12 protein-coding genes are annotated in these 16,039 nt (G+C 68.9%); 9 read left to right on the top strand and 3 right to left on the bottom strand.

The annotated features are described in order from the left end of the window. Positions 1-110: 110 nt before the first annotated feature. From ACFLIM_RS23365 to ACFLIM_RS23355, 3 genes are all read left to right on the top strand, one after another. Positions 111-830 (top strand): YoaK family protein, encoded by a 720-nt coding sequence (locus ACFLIM_RS23365; protein ID WP_393168728.1) that lies wholly within the window; start codon positions 111-113, stop codon positions 828-830. Between the two features lie 163 nt (positions 831-993). Further along, on the top strand, positions 994-1,434 hold the full coding sequence (locus ACFLIM_RS23360; protein WP_393168726.1) for a YciI family protein: 441 nt from the start codon (positions 994-996) through the stop codon (positions 1,432-1,434). Between the two features lie 158 nt (positions 1,435-1,592). Continuing rightward, positions 1,593-2,831, top strand: a complete 1,239-nt coding sequence (locus tag ACFLIM_RS23355; RefSeq protein WP_393169048.1) for an RNA polymerase sigma factor — start codon at positions 1,593-1,595, stop codon at positions 2,829-2,831. Between the two features lie 42 nt (positions 2,832-2,873). On the opposite strand, the gene ACFLIM_RS23350 is transcribed toward ACFLIM_RS23355, so the two are convergent. Beyond that, a complete protein-coding gene (locus ACFLIM_RS23350) occupies positions 2,874-3,221 on the bottom strand; it encodes a DUF6300 family protein (protein WP_393168724.1) in 348 nt (115 codons plus the stop codon). Beyond that, complete coding sequence (gene dnaE / locus ACFLIM_RS23345; protein ID WP_393168722.1) at positions 3,218-6,772, bottom strand: DNA polymerase III subunit alpha; 3,555 nt, start codon at positions 6,770-6,772, stop codon at positions 3,218-3,220. Before dnaE ends, ACFLIM_RS23350 begins: the two co-directional genes overlap by 4 nt. Before the next feature lie 463 nt (positions 6,773-7,235). On the opposite strand from dnaE, the gene ACFLIM_RS23340 reads away from it, so the two are divergent. The 6 genes from ACFLIM_RS23340 to ACFLIM_RS23315 are packed head-to-tail and all read left to right on the top strand — an operon-like array spanning position 7,236 to position 13,807. After that, on the top strand, positions 7,236-8,573 hold the full coding sequence (locus tag ACFLIM_RS23340; RefSeq protein ID WP_393168720.1) for an ABC transporter substrate-binding protein: 1,338 nt from the start codon (positions 7,236-7,238) through the stop codon (positions 8,571-8,573). Between the two features lie 56 nt (positions 8,574-8,629). Further along, the gene (locus ACFLIM_RS23335) at positions 8,630-9,589 is read left to right on the top strand and encodes a carbohydrate ABC transporter permease (RefSeq protein ID WP_393168718.1); all 960 of its coding nucleotides are present in this window, start codon (positions 8,630-8,632) and stop codon (positions 9,587-9,589) included. Next, positions 9,586-10,416 carry a carbohydrate ABC transporter permease gene (locus ACFLIM_RS23330; RefSeq protein WP_393168716.1) on the top strand — a complete coding sequence of 277 codons (831 nt, stop codon included), beginning with the start codon at positions 9,586-9,588 and terminating at the stop codon, positions 10,414-10,416. Before ACFLIM_RS23335 ends, ACFLIM_RS23330 begins: the two co-directional genes overlap by 4 nt. Beyond that, a complete protein-coding gene (locus tag ACFLIM_RS23325) occupies positions 10,413-11,822 on the top strand; it encodes a GH1 family beta-glucosidase (RefSeq protein WP_393168714.1) in 1,410 nt (469 codons plus the stop codon). The genes ACFLIM_RS23330 and ACFLIM_RS23325 overlap by 4 nt, the downstream gene beginning before the upstream one ends. Then, entirely contained in the window at positions 11,803-12,801 is a 999-nt protein-coding gene (locus tag ACFLIM_RS23320) for a LacI family DNA-binding transcriptional regulator (protein WP_393168713.1), read from the top strand. Before ACFLIM_RS23325 ends, ACFLIM_RS23320 begins: the two co-directional genes overlap by 20 nt. A 10-nt stretch (positions 12,802-12,811) precedes the next feature. After that, positions 12,812-13,807 (top strand): phosphotransferase family protein, encoded by a 996-nt coding sequence (locus ACFLIM_RS23315; RefSeq protein ID WP_393168711.1) that lies wholly within the window; start codon positions 12,812-12,814, stop codon positions 13,805-13,807. On the opposite strand, the gene ACFLIM_RS23310 is transcribed toward ACFLIM_RS23315, so the two are convergent. Then, complete coding sequence (locus ACFLIM_RS23310) at positions 13,751-16,006, bottom strand: M64 family metallopeptidase (RefSeq protein ID WP_393168709.1); 2,256 nt, start codon at positions 16,004-16,006, stop codon at positions 13,751-13,753. The two genes, ACFLIM_RS23315 and ACFLIM_RS23310, sit on opposite strands and share 57 nt — an antisense overlap. Between the last annotated feature and the right edge of the window lie 33 nt (positions 16,007-16,039).

The raw sequence follows: 16,039 nt of genomic DNA, 5'->3' as shown, positions 1-16,039 counted from the left end.
AACGAGCGCGCGTCCCGCACGGGACGTGCGCTCGCCGCGTTCCCGGGCCCTGAGGTGGGCGGTCTGACCCGCTTTGCGGAGACAGCGTCGTCTGGCGGCATGGTTTGCGGGTGCGGCGCGACGGTTACGAGTACCGCGTGAGGCGCGCGTTGCGGTGGGTCGCCGACGCGTTGTTCCCCCGCGGCGCGAACCGGCACGACGTCCTGCCTGCCCTGCTGATCCTGCTGACCATCGTGACCGGCCTCGTCGACGCCGTCAGCTTCCTCGGCCTGAACCGGGTCTTCGTCGCCAACATGACCGGCAACGTGGTCTTCCTCGGCTTCGCCCTGGCCGGAGAGCCCCAGCTGTCGGTATGGGCCCCGCCGCTGGCCGTCGCCGGCTTCACCGCCGGGGCATGGAGCGCGGGACGCCTGGCCCGGCGGATGCGGAACGCGCGGCGGGAGTTCGTCGCCCTCACCGCCGCGCACGCGCTCCTCGTCGCCGCCGCCCTCGTCGTGGCTCAGGTGGCCGGTCACCGGGACGCCATGGCGCAGGCGCCGCTCATCGGCCTGCTCGCCTACGGCATGGGCGTGCAGAACGCGACCGTGCGCAGGCTGGGAGTGCCCGACATGATCACCACCAACGTCCTCACCACCATCCTCACCGGCCTGGCCGCCGATCCGCCGATGTGGGCGGCCTGGCGCCGGGCCGTGTCGGTCGTCGCGATGTTCGCCGGCGCGCTGGCCGGCGCCGTGCTGTACCTGAAAGCCGGTCCGGTGCCGCCGCTGGCGGTGGCCTTGGCCCTGCTCGCGGCCGTCACCGTCGCGGCCCGCCCGCCGAAGGCTCGATGACCCTCCTGAGCGACCGCCTTTACGTTGTAGATTTCTCGGCAACCGGTGCCGCCCGGCTCTTCACGAAATAGATTTCCGGCGGACGTGTCGATCCGCCACGGAGTCGTTCGACGCGTTGATGAGACCGGCCGCGGCCGGTGCGGACGAAAGGGAGACGACTTCGATGAAGTTCATGATCGTGGGCAAGGCCAACGCGGACACCGAGGCCGGGGTGCTGCCCAGCCAGGAGCTGGTCGACAACATGCACGCCTACAACGAGTCGCTGGCCAAGGCGGGGGTGCTGCTGGCCGGCGAAGGGCTCTACCCGAGCTCGCACGGGGCCCAGATCGCCTACAGCGGCGGCAAGGCGAGCGTGATCGACGGGCCGTTCGCCGAGGCCAAGGAGCTCATCGCCGGGTTCTGGCTGATCCAGGTGAAGTCCAGGGAGGAGGCCATCGAGTGGGCCCTGCGCGTCCCGGTGCCGCCGGGGCATGACGGGATCGGGCTGGATGTGTGGCGGGTGTTCGACGCCTCGGACGTACCGGACGAGTCGCTGCCGCAGGAGGCGCGCGAGCGCGAAGAGGCCCTCCGCGAGCGCCTCGGCGCCGACCGCCCCAACGGCTGACCTTACGACCGCCGCCCGCTCGGCTCCGGCCGCGTGACCGCCGGCCGTCAGGCCATCATCCGACCGGGCACTGCCCGTTCGGCCGGACGGGCGGCGGCCGTCCGGACCGGGGGCGTGGGTTGCGGGGCGGGGGTTTGTGCTGGTCTCATGGGCCGGTGATGGCTTCCGACACGCACCGCGCGATCGAGGCGGTATGGCGGATCGAGGCGGCCCGGCTCATCGCCGGGCTGGCCCGGCTGGTGCGCGACGTCGGCCTCGCCGAGGAGCTGGCGCAGGACGCGCTGGTGGCCGCCCTGGAGCAGTGGCCGGAGTCCGGTGTGCCGCGCAACCCCGGCGCCTGGCTGATGACCGTGTCCAAACGCCGCGCCATCGACCTGATCCGCAGGAACGAACGCCTCGAACGCAACCTTGTCGAGCTCGGCCACCGCCTCGAGAACGAGGAGGAGCCGCCCGAGGTCGACGAGATCGAGGACGACCTGCTGCGGCTGGTGTTCACGGCCTGCCATCCCGCGCTGTCCGTGGAGGCGCGGGTGGCGCTGACGCTGCGCGTGCTCGGCGGCCTGACCACCGACGAGATCGCGCGGGCGTTCCTGGTCTCGGAGCCCACCGTGGCCCAGCGGATCGTACGCGCCAAGCGCACGCTGGCCGACAAGCAGGTCCCGTTCGAGGTGCCCCAGGGCGCCGAGCTGGCGGGCCGGCTGTCGTCCGTCCTGGAGGTCATCTACCTGATCTTCAACGAAGGCTATTCGGCGACGGCCGGAGACGACTGGATGCGCCCCGCCCTGTGCGAGGACGCCCTCAGGCTGGGCCGGGTGTTGGCAGGCCTGATGCCCAAGGAACCCGAGGTACACGGGCTGGTCGCCCTCATGGAGATCCAAGCCTCAAGATCGGCCGCCCGGGTAGGGCCGTCGGGCGAGCCGATCCTGCTCCTGGAGCAGAACCGGGCCCGCTGGGACCAACTCCTCATCCGCCGCGGCCTGACCGCCCTCGACCAGGCCGAGGAGCTCGGAAACGATCTCGGCCCCTACGCCCTCCAGGCCGCCATCGCCGCCTGCCACGCCCGCGCCGTCAACCCGGAGGACACCGACTGGGTACGCATCGCGGCCCTGTACGAGTCGCTGGCCAAGCTGTCCCGCTCCCCCATCGTCGAGCTCAACCGCGCGGTCGCCCTCTCCATGGCCTACGGGCCGGCGGTGGGGCTCGGCCTCCTCGACCAGATCGTGGGCGAACCGTCGCTCCAGGACTACCACCTGCTGCCCAGCGTACGGGGAGACCTGCTGTTCAAGCTGGGACGCCTGGCGGAGGCCCGCGCCGAGTTCGAGCGAGCGGCCTCGATGACCCGCAACGCCCGTGAACGCGCCCTCCTGGAGGAACGCGCCGCCGCCTGCCGAGGCTAACAGGGCTGGAGTGACGGGAGACGCCCGGCGAATGTACGGCGGTCACAGGAGGCCGTGCCGCCACAGCTCGGCCTCGGCGTCCAACGCGTCCATATCGAGCGCCGACCCGTGCACGTGCTGCGCCCATGCCACCAGCAGCCGCACGAACTCGTCATCCCCGTCATCCGCTACACCGTGCACATGGAACCACGTGATCAGCGGAGCCGCGTGCGGCACCCGGGCATCGCACCCGGCGCACAGCACGACACCGTTCCGGCCGTCCGCCGCGGTGCCGCCGGCGTTCGTCCAGCCGTACGGCACGTCCACGAGCAGCAGCCCCTCCTCGCCGCAGCGCGGGCACGTCGGCGGCTCCCCAGTGATCATGATGTCGATCTGCCGCTGTTCGGTCACAGCGAGATCGCTTCCGGCCCGAACAACTGCTTGATGTCGGCGGCGAACGACGGCTCGGGGTTGACCCGGAACTCCGGCAGTGACAGCACCATGGTCTTCCCGGCCGACCGCCGCAGGTTGATCAGCAGCGGAACCTGCCCTTCGTGCAGCTTCAGCACGTTACGCAGCTCGTCCACCAGGCTCTGGCTGATGCGTTCCTCGCGCAGTAGCAGGGTGACGGGGTGCCCGGCGTCGCTGGTGATGCCGGACACGTCGATCAGCGCCAGGTCCTCCGCGAAGATCGAGATGGCGCCGTCGCGATTGTTGACCCGCCCGCGGACGGCCACCACGGCGTCCTCACGCAGCTCCGGCCCGTACAGCTCGTACGACTTCGGGAAGAACAGACACTCCACGGCGCCGTCCATGTCCTCGACCGTGGCGATGGCCCACAGGTTGCCGGCCTTGTTGATCCGCTTGTCGACCTTCGTGATCATGCCGCATACGCTGATTTCGCCGCGGTCGTCCCGGCCGCTGTCGAGCAGGTCGACGATCGTGGTGTCCCGGTTGCGGGCCAGGAGTCGTTCGCTGCCGGCCAGGGGGTGGTCGGACACGTACAGGCCGAGCATCTCCCGCTCGAAGTCGAGCTTGGTCTTCTTGTCCCATTCCATGTCGGGGACGGCGACCGTGAACGCCGTGTCATCCCCGTCGTCGTCCATCCCGCCGAACAGCGAATCCTGACCGTGGGCCTCGTTCTTCTTGATGTCGATGACCGACTCGACGGCCTGCTCGTGGACCATGAGCAGGGCCTTGCGCTGGTGGTCGAGCGAGTCGAACGCGCCCGCCTTGATCAGCGATTCGATGACCCGCTTGTTGCAGACGGACAGCGGCACCTTGGCCAGGAAGTCGTTGAAGTCGTTGTAGCGCTCCTTCTCCTTGCGGGCTTTGACGATGCCCTCAACGACGTTCGCGCCGACGTTGCGGACGGCGCCGAGCCCGAAGCGGACCTGGGCGTCGCCGACCGCGACGAAGTCGAACTGGGAGTCGTTGACGTCCGGGGCGAGCACCTCGATGCCCATCTTGCGGCACTCGGCCAGGTAGACCGCGGCCTTGTCCTTGTCGTCCCCCACGGAGGTCAGCAGGGCGGCCATGTATTCGGCGGGGTAGTTGGCCTTCAGGTAGGCGGTCCAGTAAGCGACCAGGCCGTACCCGGCGGTGTGCGACTTGTTGAAGGCGTAGCCGGAGAACGGCAGCATGACGTCCCACAGCGCCTTGATCGCGTCGTCGCTGTAGCCGTTGCCGCGCATGCCGGCTTGGAAGTTCTCGAACTCCTGGTCGAGGATCTCCTTCTTTTTCTTACCCATGGCGCGGCGCAGCAGGTCGGCGCCGCCGAGCGTGTAGCCGGCCAGTTCGCGGGCGACCGCCATGATCTGCTCTTGGTAGACCAGCAGGTGGAAGGTGGTGCCGAGGATCGGTTCCAGGGCTTCCTTCAGCTCCGGGTGGATGGGCTCGATGTCCTGGCGGGCGTTCTTGCGGTGCGCGTAGTTGGTGTGCGCGTTGGCCGCCATCGGGCCCGGCCGGTAGAGGGCCAGCACGGCGGCGATGTCCTCGAACCGGCTCGGCTCCATGAGCTTGAGGAGCTGCCGCATGGGGCCGCCGTCGAGCTGGAACACGCCGAGGGTGTCGCCGCGGGCCAGCAGCTTGTACGTGGGCTCGTCGTCGAGGGGCAGGGTCAGGGTGTCGAGCTTGACGCCCCGGTTCTGCTCGATGATCTTGATGGCGTGGTCGATGATGCCCAGGTTCCGCAGGCCCAGGAAGTCCATCTTGACCAGGCCCATGTCTTCACAGGACGGGTAGTCGAACCCAGTGATGATCACGCCGTCCTTGTCCCGCCTGTGCATCGGGATCAGGTCCAGCAGAGGATGCGAGGACAGGATGACAGCCGCGGCGTGCACCCCGGTGCCGCGGATCAGGCCCTCGATGCCGCGGCCGGTGTCGATGACCTTGCGCACGTCGGGGTCGTTCTCGTACAGGGCGCGGATTTCGCCGCCCTCGTTGTAGCGGGGATGGTCCTCGTTGAACATGTCCGCGAGCGGGACGCCCTTGCCCATGACGTCCGGCGGCATCGCCTTCGTGATCTTGTCGCCCATCGCGAACGGGTAGCCGAGGATGCGGGACGCGTCCTTGACGGCAGCCTTGGCCTTGATCGTGCCGAACGTGTTGACCTGCGCGGTCATCTCGCTGCCGTACTTCTCGGTGACGTAGGCCACCATCCGGTCCCGCTGGCGGTCGTCGAAGTCGAGGTCGATGTCCGGCGGGTTGATCCGCTCCGGATTCAGGAACCGCTCGAACAGCAGGCCGTGCTCCAGCGGGTCGAGCTCGGTGATGCGGGTGGCGTAGGCGACGATCGAGCCGGTGGCGCTGCCCCGGCCCGGTCCCACGGCGATGCCGTTGTCGCGGGCGTACTTGCAGATGTCGGCGACGACCAGGAAGTAGCTGGAGAATCCCATGGGGCCGATGACCTTCATCTCGGTCTCGTACCGGTCCCACACCTCCTGGGGGATGGGCATCCCGTACCGCAGCTCCAGGCCGCGCTCCACCTCCTTGCGCAGCCACGACTCCTGCGTCTCACCCTCGGGCACGTCGGGGTAGGGCGGCATCCGGTCCACCTGGCCGAACACGTCGCTGTAGTCGCCCACCATCTCGGCGACGAGCAGCGTGTTGTCACACGCCTCAGGCATTTCGGCGAACAGCCTGCGCATCTCGTCAGCACTCTTGAGGTAGTAGCCGGAGCCGTTGAACCGGAACCGGTTGGGGTCGTCCTTGTTCTTGCCGACGCCGACGCACAGGAGGCTGTCGTGGGCGTCGGCCTGGTCCTCGGTCACGTAGTGGGAGTCGTTGGTGCCCAGCAGCGGGATGTCGAGCTGCTTGGCCAGCCGCAGCAGGTCGGCGCGGACCTGCCGCTCGATGTCGATGCCGTGGTCCATCAACTCCAGGAAGTAGTTCTCCTTACCGAAGATCTCCTGGTATTCGCCGGCGACCCTGACCGCCTCGTCGTACTGGCCGAGCCGGATCCGGGTCTGCACCGCGCCGGACGGGCAGCCGGTCGTGGCGATGATCCCGCTCGCGTGCTGGGAGATCAGGTCCTGGTCCATCCGGGGCTTGGAGTAGTAGCCCTCGAACGATGCCAAGGACGACAACCGGAACAGGTTGCGCAGCCCGTCCGCGTCCTTGGCCCACATGGTCATGTGGGTGAACCGGCCGCCGCCGGAGACGTCCTTGCCGCCCTCGCCGTCCGCCACACCGGTCTCTGCCCGCTGCCCCCAGAAGACCGGCTTCTTCACGAACCGGTTCTCCGGGGCCACGTACGCTTCGATCCCCACGATCGGCTTGACCGGGCTGCCCGCGGCGACCTTCTGGAACTCGTAGGCACCGAACATGTTGCCGTGGTCGGACATCGCGATCGCGGGCATCTCGAGCCGCTCGGCTTCCTTGAACAGCGGCTTCATCTTGGCCGCTCCGTCCAGCATGCTGTACTCGGTGTGCACGTGCAGATGCACGAACGACTTGCTCACCCGTTCCCCTTACCTCGCGCCCGGCCCAACTGCCCGCACGAGCCTATTCCGTCTCGCGGGGGCGGACGGGGTCTTGCGCGCAGGCACGGACAGGTTGTTGCCAGGCTGTTGTTGACGCTCCGTGTAACCAGTCACGGGCGAGCGGAGCGGGCGACGGCGTGACTGGGGGTGTGACGCCGAGAAAGCGTGGTGGGTGCGGGTGACATGCCCTTGATCCGACACAAAAGATGTCTCTTGTGGTGGGAGCGCTCCCAATCAGCCCTTTGGGGTGTTTATGATCAAAAATCCTGTTTCACTGTGACAAACCGCACCATTGGTAACGGTTACGTTTCGCGGGATTGACGTGCAGAGCACGCAAGTGCACCCTTTGTGGGAGCGCTCCCAAAGACTTCCGCCACCCCCACCGCGGCGGAGCGTGTGCCGCGGTGCACCTCCCCAACACCCACCCTAGAAGGGGTCCACCATGATGATCAGCAAGCGTCGCGGCGGTCTTGCCGCGGCCTCGGCCCTGGCCGCGGCGGCGCTGACCGTCGCCTCCTGTGGTTCCGGCAGCACCCCGCAGTCCAGCGCTCCCGCCTCCTCGGCGGCGGCGGAACCGGTCACGATCCGCGTGCAGACCTTCGGCGGCGGCACCAACTTCGGCTACAAGAACGCCATCACCAAGTGGAACGCCGAGCACAAGGACATCCAGATCAAGGAGGAGCACCTCACCGACCAGTTCGAGCAGCAGTACTGGCCGCAGATGATCCAGTGGCTGCAGGCCGGCAACGGCGCGGGCGACGTGGTCGGCATCGACGAGGGCGGCATGGGCCTGGCCAAGGCGCACCCGGAGTGGTGGGCCGACCTGAAGGAGTACGGCCTGGAATCCCGCAAGGCGGACTTCCCCGCGTGGAAGTGGGAGAACGGCGTCACCGCCGACGGCAAGCTGTTCGGCCTGGGCACCGACATCGGCGGCATGAGCGTCTGCTACCGCACGGACCTGTTCAAGAAGGCCGGGCTGCCCACGAGCCGTGACGAGGTCAGCGCCCTGTGGCCGACCTGGGACGAGTTCATGAACGTCGGCAAGACGTTCCAGTCGAAGGTGAAGGACACCAAGTTCGCCGACGGCACGAACACGCTCTACCAGGTGGTCCTCTACCAGGAGGCGGCCAAGAACGGCAACGTGACGTACTTCGACAAGGACAACAACCTCATCGTCGACAAGAACCCGGCGGTGAAGGCGGGTTTCGACTTCGCCACGAAGATGAGCCAGCAGGGCCTGACCGCCAAGCTGCGCAACTTCACCGACGAGTGGGCGGCGGGCACCCAGAAGGGCGCGTTCGCCACGGTCGGCTGCCCATCCTGGATGCTCGGCGTGGTCAGCGGCAACGCCGGCGACGGCGGCAAGGGCAAGTGGGACGTGGCCGCGGTGCCCGGCGGCGGCGGCAACTGGGGCGGCTCCTGGCTGTCCGTGCCCAAGCAGTCCAAGCACCCGAAGGAAGCCGCGGCGGTCGCCGACTACCTGACCAACGCGGAGACCGAGGCGAGCATCTTCACCGACTTCGGCAACATGCCGAGCAACACGAAGTCGCAGGCCGACCCCGGCGTGCAGGGCGCCAAGAACGAGTTCTTCAACAACGCCCCGATCGGTGACATCTTCGCCAAGTCGGCCTCCAGCCTCCAGCCGGTCTTCCTCGGCGTGAAGCACGCCCAGGTCAAGAACGCCATCGAGTCGGTCATCCAGGGCATGGACGACGGCTCCGTTCCGTACGACAAGGCCTGGCAGCAGCTGGTCGACGACGCGGTGAAGGCCGCGGGCTGATCTCCCCGCCCGGCCCGCCAGAGGCGGGCCGGGCTCCTGCCGCCGAAAGGTCTGCTATGAGCATCGACACCCTTGCGCGGGCGGCGCGGAGCAACCACCGCCGCCGCGCCCGCCCGCCCGGCCGCCGCTGGCGTTCCAAACTGGACGTCAGGGCGATGCCGTACGCCCTGGTGTCCCCGTATTTCCTGCTGTTCGCCGCCTTCGGGCTCTTCCCGTTGGCCTTCACCCTGTACTACTCGCTCTACGACTACGACCTGGCCGGGACCACCGAGTTCACCGGGCTGGGCAACTACACCGCGCTGCTGCAGGACGAGGACTTCTGGAACGCCGTGTCGAACACGGTGGGCATGTTCATCCTCGCCACGGTCCCGCAGATGTTGCTCGCGTTGTTCCTGGCCAACGCGCTGAACAAGCGCTTCAAGTTCCGCCTGGCGATCCGGATGAGCGTGCTGCTGCCGCTGGTCACGTCGGTGGTCGCGGTCGCGGTGGTGTTCACGCAGCTGTACGCCCGCGACTGGGGCCTGGTCAACTGGATCCTGAGCTGGTTCGGCGTGGACGCGACGAACTGGCGGGCCGAGCGCGTGCCGTCGTGGATCGCCATCGCCACCATGGTCGACTGGCGCTGGACCGGCTACAACGCGATCATCTTCCTGGCCGGCATGCAGACGATCCCCCGCGACCTGTACGAGGCCGCGGCGATCGACGGCGCGTCCCGGCGCAGGCAGTTCTGGCAGATCACGCTGCCGATGTTGCGCCCGACCATGATCTTCGTGGTGCTCAACTCCACGATCGGCGGCCTGACGCTGTTCTCGGAGCCGACCACGTTCTACAACGGCAACGTCGACGGCGGGTCGCAGGGGCAGTTCCAGACGGTGGCCATGTTCATCGTCAAGCAGGGCTTCCGCGAGTTCGACTACGGCTACGCCGCCGCGGCCGCCTGGCTGCTGTTCCTGCTCATCCTCATCGGAGCGGCCATCAACTTCCTGTTCGTACGCAGGATCGGGGGCACGAAATGACCAACTGGTCTCCGACCGCCATCACCCGGGTCATGCTGGGCCTGGCCATCGTGGTGTCGGCGTTCCCGCTGTACTGGATGCTGGTGATCGCCTCGCGCACCAACGCGGACGCGGTGGCGGTGCCGCCGCCGTTCCTGCCGGGCGGGAACCTGGGCGACAACATCGCCGCGGTGCTCAGCAACGAGGACGCGCACTTCCTGCTGGGCCTGACGAACTCGTTCATCGTCTCGGCCATCGTGACCGTCTCGGTGGTGCTCATCTCGACGCTGGCGGGGTTCTCGTTCGCGAACCTGAACTTCAAGGGCCGGAACCTGCTGCTGGTGCTCGTGCTGCTGACCATGGCGGTGCCGTTGCAGCAGATGGGCGTGGTGCCGCTCTACCGGCTCATGGTGAGCCTGGAGTGGACGGGCACGCTCAAGGCGGTCATCCTCCCGTACCTGCTCAACGGGTTCGGCGTGTTCTTGATGACGCAGTACACGCGCCAGGCCGTGCCCATGGAGCTGGTCGAGGCGGCCAGGGTGGACGGCGCCGCCACGCTGCGGATCTGGTGGAACGTCGTCCTCCCCGCGGTGCGGCCGGGCATGGCCGTGCTCGGCATCAACACGTTCATGCTCATGTGGAACGACTTCATGTGGCCGCTGATCGTGCTCACCCCGGACAACCCGACCGTGCAGATCGCGATCACCCAGCTCAACGCCAGGTTCTCCACGAACTATACGTTGATCTTCGCAGGGACGGCGTTGTCCATCATTCCGCTCATCGCAGTATTCGTCGTATTCGGCCGCCAGATCGTCGGCGGTCTCATGGAAGGTGCGGTCAAGGCGTGACGACACAAGAGGAACAGACGCGTGCCGGGCTGCGCTTCCCTGCGGGCTTCGCGTGGGGCGCGGCGACCTCGGCGTACCAGATCGAAGGGGCCGTCACCGAAGACGCGCGCGGCACCTCGATCTGGGACACGTTCACCAAGACGCCGGGCCGGGTCGTCAACGGGCACCACGCGGACGTGGCCATCGACCACTACCACCGGTACCGGGAAGACGTCGGGATCATGGCGGAGCTGGGCCTGTCGGCCTACCGCTTCTCGGTCTCCTGGCCCCGTGTCCAGCCGTCGGGCTCCGGCAAGATCAACCCCAAGGGCCTGGACTTCTACAAGCGGCTCACCGACGAGCTGCGCAGCCACGCCATCGACCCCTGGCTGACCCTCTACCACTGGGATCTCCCCCAGGAGCTGGAGGACAAGGGTGGCTGGCCCAACCGCGACACGGCCTACCGCTTCGCCGAATACGCGGCGGCCGTGCACGAGGCGCTGAAGGACCACGTGCACACCTTCAGCACCGTCAACGAGCCGTGGTGCGCCGCGTTCCTCGGCTACGCCTCGGGCGAGCACGCCCCTGGCCGGCGCGAGCCGCAGAACGCTATCAGGGGCGCGCATCACCTCAACCTGGCGCACGGGCTGGCCGTACAGGCGATGGACGCCAGGCGGGTCGGCGGGTGCGTGAACCTGTACGCGGTCACCCCCGCCACCGACAGCGCCGAGGACCTGGACGCGGCGCGGCGCATCGACGGGCTGCAGAACAGGTTCTTCCTGGACGCCCTGCTGACCGGGCGTTACCCGGAGGACGTGCTCAGCGACCTGCCGGTCGAGATCGACTTCATCGAGCCGGGCGACATGAAGACCATCAGCGCCCCCATCGACGTGCTGCTCGTCAACTACTACAGCCGCTTCACGGTCTCGGGAGCACCAGGCGGCAAGGCGTCGGCGGCGGCGGCCCCCACGGATACGGCTTCGCCGTGGGTGGGCAGCGAGCACGTGTCGTTCGTCAACGGCGGCCGTCCGGTCACCGCGATGGGCTGGGAGATCGACGAGAGCGGCCTGGTGGAGATCCTCACCAGGGTGGCGCGGGACTACCCGCCGATCCCGATGGTGGTCTCCGAGAACGGCGCCGCCTTCGACGACCACCTGGACGACGGCCGGGTGCACGACCGGGAGCGGCAGGCGTACGTGGAGGCGCACCTCGGCGCCTGCAAGGAGGCCATCGAGGCGGGCGTGCCCCTGGAGGGCTATTTCGCCTGGTCACTGATGGACAACTTCGAGTGGGCCTGGGGCTACGGCAAGCGGTTCGGCCTGGTTCATGTGGACTTCGAGACACAAGAACGGCTACTCAAGGACAGCGCGCTCTGGTACTCGGAGATCATCCGGCAGAATAGGCGCCATGAACCGACCGACTCTTGAGGCAGTCGCGGCTCGGGCCGGTGTTGGCCGGGGCACGGTGTCGAGAGTCATCAACGGCTCGCCGAACGTCAGCGCCAGGGCCCGCGAGGCCGTGGAGCTGGCCATCCGCGAGCTGGGCTACGTGCCCAACCGTGCGGCGCGCGCGCTGGTGACGCGCCGCACGGACACGGTGGCGCTGGTGGTGTCGGAGTCGCAGCTCCGCGTCTTCGACGAGCCGTATTTCGCGGGTACGATCCGCGGCATCGGCTCGGCGCTGGCGGAGACCGGGCTGCAGCTCATCCTGGCGATGGCACGATCGCCGGAGGAGCACGAGCGGCTCCAGCACTACCTGACGGGGCAGCACGTCGACGGCGTGCTGCTGCTGTCGTTGCACGGCGCGGACCCGCTGCCGGGCAGGCTGGAGGAGATGGGCGTGCCGACCGTGCTCGGCGGCCGCCCCGTCGGCCTCGAGCCCTACAGCTACGTGGACATGGACAACAGGGCAGGGGCCCGGCAGGCGGTCAAGCACCTGCTGGGCCTCGGCCGTGCCCGGATCGCGGCGATCGCGGGCCCCCAGGACATGGGCGTGGGCGTCGACCGGTTGGCCGGCTACCGCGACGCGCTGCTGCCCTCGGGCCTGCCGGAGCTGGTGGCCTACGGTGACTTCTCGGAGCAGAGCGGCACGACGGCGATGGCCGAGCTGCTGGCGGCGCATCCCGATCTCGACGCGGTCTTCGCCGCGTCCGACCCGATGGCGCTGGGCGCGATGCGCGTGCTCAAGGCCGAGGGCCGGGCGATCCCCGAGGACGTGGCCGTGATCGGGTTCGACGACTCCAAGGCCGCGCTGCACGCCGACCCGCCGCTGACCACCGTCCACCAGCCGACCGAGGCCATGGGCCGGCAGATGGCGCAGCTGCTGGTGGCCCGCATCAACGGCGAGCAGTTGCGCCAGCCCGTCGTGATCCTCGACACGCACCTGGTACGCAGGGAGTCCGCCTGAAAGGGGTCTCGTGGACAGCAGGACGAAGCGCCGGTTAACCGACGCAGAGCTCGACGCGCTCGCCCGCCGGGCGCTGGGCACGGGCGTGACGGTCGCCACCGAGCTGACCGACGGCTACGCCAACGCCGTCTGGCGGTTGCAGCTCGACGACGGGCGCGAGGTGGTGCTCAAGTTGTCGCCGCCGCCCGACCTCGACCAGCTCAGCTACGAGCGCAACCTGCTGCGCATGGAGGCCGCCGCCATCGAGCTGGCGCTCGATGCGGGCGTGCCGGTGGCCACGCTGCTGCACTCCTGCTTCGACGACCCGGTGCTGGGCGGCGACTATCTGATGCTGAGCGCTCTCGACGGCGTGTCCTGGAACGACGTCAAGCCCGAGGGCGCGGACACGCTGCGCAGGGAGCTGGGCCGCCATCTGGCCAGGTTCAACGCGGTGACCGGCGAGGTGTTCGGCTACCCGCACGCCGGGATCGTGGGCGCCACCTGGCGGGAGGCGTTCCTGGCGATGGCAGGGGCGCTGCTCGGCGACACCGAGCGCTACCCGGCGCCGCTGCCGCTCCCGGCCGGGGAGATCATGGCGGTCTTCGACGCGGCGTCGCCGGTGCTGGACGAGGTGACCACGCCGCGGCTGGTGCATTTCGACGTGTGGCAGGGCAACGTCTTCCTCGACCTGACGGGGCCGCCGCGGATCCAGGCCATCATCGACCACGAGCGGGCCTTCTGGGGCGATCCGCTCGCCGAGTTCGTCACGCCGACGATCTTCGGCGAGCTGAAGGATGACGACCCGCTGCTGGCGGGCTACCGCGAGGTGACGCCCCTGGAGCTCACCCCTTCGGCGCTGGTCCGGCTCGACCTCTACCGCGCCTACCTCTATCTGATCCTGCTGGTGGAGAACGGACCCCGGCAGTACCCGGAGGACGAGTACGCCAGGGTCCGCGATCTCGCGATCAGCTCACTCGGCGACGTGCTGGACCGCCTCGTACGCTCGTCCCTTGGCTCCCGGGGCTAGCTCGGCGCACTGACCCGCGCCCGTGATCTTGTTCGGGACGCCGAGGTCCACCGGCGCGGGCGTGTTGCCGCTGCAGGCGAGCGCGCCCTTGACCGTGGTGCCCGACAGGATCGGCGCGGTGTTGCCGGTCAGCAGCGCGGCGCCGCGCAGGTCGGCGCCCACGACGGTCAGCGACCGCGCGCCGTTGACGCTGAGCGCGCCGCTGACGCGGGTGTCCAGCAGGTGTACGGCGGCGGGCCCGGACGCGGTCAGCGCGCCCGTGATGCCGCCGCCCGTGACCACCAGCGAGGCTCCGGCTTGCACCGTGACGGACCCCGTGACCTGGGCGTCGTCCAGGCAGGTGACGCCCTCGGCGACGGCGATCGAGCCACGGTGCGCCCCGGTGATCGTGCGGGTGCAGGCGGGCGGCGGGGCGATCGTGGTGACGGTGAAGCTCTTCGCCCGGCCGTAGTTGCCGGCGGCGTCGATCGAGCGGTACTCGATCTCGTGGCGGCCGCGCGGCAGCTTGCCGTACACGAGGGAGTCGATGACCGTGCCCTCCTCCGTGAACGTCCACGGCAGCTCGGAGGAGGTAGGCCAGCCGAAGTAGTTGAACCAGCCGTCGCGGTCCACCCGGGACTCCGAGACCACATAGCCGTCGCGGTCGTCGTCGCCGGTGAGCTTCATGGAGAACGGGCCGTTGTAGACGTAGGTGTCGCCCGATCTGGCGAGCGGCTCGGACAGCTCGTATCCGGTGGTGGGCTCGGTGGCGTCGATCGTCCAGGTGAGGGTCTTACCGCCGAGGGTGGCGGTGAGGGTGTGCGTGCCTGGCGCCAGGTCCTGCTCGCCCAGGTCCAGGTCGGTGCCGTGGGTCTGCTTGCCGTTCAGGGTCCACGTGACCTCGGGGGCGGCCGCGGCCGGGTGGGTGGTCTCCGCGTACACGACCTCGTCGCGGCCGAGCGGGCGGTCGGTGGGCGTGGAGGAGACGAAGGCGGGCTCGACGCCGTCCGGCGGGGTGGTCAGCGCGGTGTCCACCGTCCAGGTGCGGGTCCTGGTGATGGCCGTCCTGATCGCCGGGTCCCTGACGAACTCGGTCGGGTCCGAGACCGTGGCCTTGACCGTGTGCGTGCCGGGTGTGAGCCCGAGCGTGCGCAGGTCGAGGCTGTCCTGGTCCCCCGGAACGTCCTTGCCGTCCACGTTCCAGGTGGTCGTGAGCGGGTGGCCGACCGGGCGCATCGGCTCGACCCAGAGCACCCGGTCGGCGCCGACGGGGGCGTCCGCGGGCGTGGCGTCCTGGATGATCATGGTCTTGGCGGTGATGCGCTGAACCATGACCTCGCGACTGACCTGGTCGAAGTAGTAGCCGAGGGTCTTCATCATCGAGTGCTGACTGGGCCGCCAGACGCCGGTCGTGTAGTAGAGGCCGCCCTCGTAGCGGGCGATCGGGCCGCCCGACTCGCTGGGCTCGCCCAGCCAGCGCCACCACTTCTTCTGCTGATCACGCATCTGCTGCTCGGTCAGCAGGGTGTGGTGGGCGCTCGACGGCTCGCCCCCCGGGTAGGCGCCGCCGGGGACGCCGCGCTGGTAGTAGTCGTACTCGTCCTGCAGGCCGCCCAGGGAGTGGCCCAGCTCGTGCGGGCTGATCAGCGCCGACATGCTGTTGCTGCCGGACGCGGTGGCGTACGAGCCGCCCGCGCCGCCGTACGTGCCGCTGTTGCCCAGGGCGAGGATCTGCCTGTTGCCGGAGGAGGTGCCGGTGACCAGGTCGGCGTAGTGGGTGGCGGCGGCGTTGTCCATGGTGATCAGGCGCTGGACACTGCCCGGGTTGCACCGGCCCCAGAAGCCCATGCTGAGCGGCGTGGTCTTCCTCGGCGCGTCGAGGCCCGGGTCGCAGCTGATGCCCGACTCCCCCGAGACGATGTCGATCCGGTAGACGTTGATGTAGTTCCGGTACGTCTTGAACGGCTCGATCGACCACATCACGTTGAGGTGCCGATCCGCGTCGGCCTGGAACTTGGCCTGCTCGGCTCCGGTGTACCCGTCGCCCATGATGATCAGGTTGAAGCGTTTGGCCGGGGCACCCGTGACCTGCACGGGCACGACCGTGGCCGCGCCCGGCTCGCCTGGCTCGGCGGCGGTGGCGTGCGCGGGGGACATCGATAACGCGGGGGGCACATATAACACGGCGGCGGCCAGCACCAGGGCCGCGAATTTACGCATGACCAGAACTATCGGGCCGACTCGTCCGTCAGT

Source organism: Nonomuraea marmarensis (assembly GCF_043197025.1).
GTDB lineage: Bacteria > Actinomycetota > Actinomycetes > Streptosporangiales > Streptosporangiaceae > Nonomuraea > Nonomuraea marmarensis.
Note: the sequence above shows the minus strand (reverse complement) of the source record. Positions and strands in the feature narration are given on the sequence as shown.

Excerpts from the sequence above, each read along its gene's own strand:
- ACFLIM_RS23360 (WP_393168726.1), top strand. The coding sequence starts at position 994 with ATGAAGTTCATGATCGTGGGCAAGGCCAACGCGGACACCGAGGCCGGG.
- ACFLIM_RS23355 (WP_393169048.1), top strand. The coding sequence starts at position 1,593 with ATGGCTTCCGACACGCACCGCGCGATCGAGGCGGTATGGCGGATCGAG.
- ACFLIM_RS23340 (WP_393168720.1), top strand. The coding sequence starts at position 7,236 with ATGATGATCAGCAAGCGTCGCGGCGGTCTTGCCGCGGCCTCGGCCCTG.
- ACFLIM_RS23335 (WP_393168718.1), top strand. The coding sequence starts at position 8,630 with ATGAGCATCGACACCCTTGCGCGGGCGGCGCGGAGCAACCACCGCCGC.
- ACFLIM_RS23330 (WP_393168716.1), top strand. The coding sequence starts at position 9,586 with ATGACCAACTGGTCTCCGACCGCCATCACCCGGGTCATGCTGGGCCTG.
- ACFLIM_RS23320 (WP_393168713.1), top strand. The coding sequence starts at position 11,803 with ATGAACCGACCGACTCTTGAGGCAGTCGCGGCTCGGGCCGGTGTTGGC.
- ACFLIM_RS23310 (WP_393168709.1), bottom strand. The coding sequence starts at position 16,006 with ATGCGTAAATTCGCGGCCCTGGTGCTGGCCGCCGCCGTGTTATATGTG.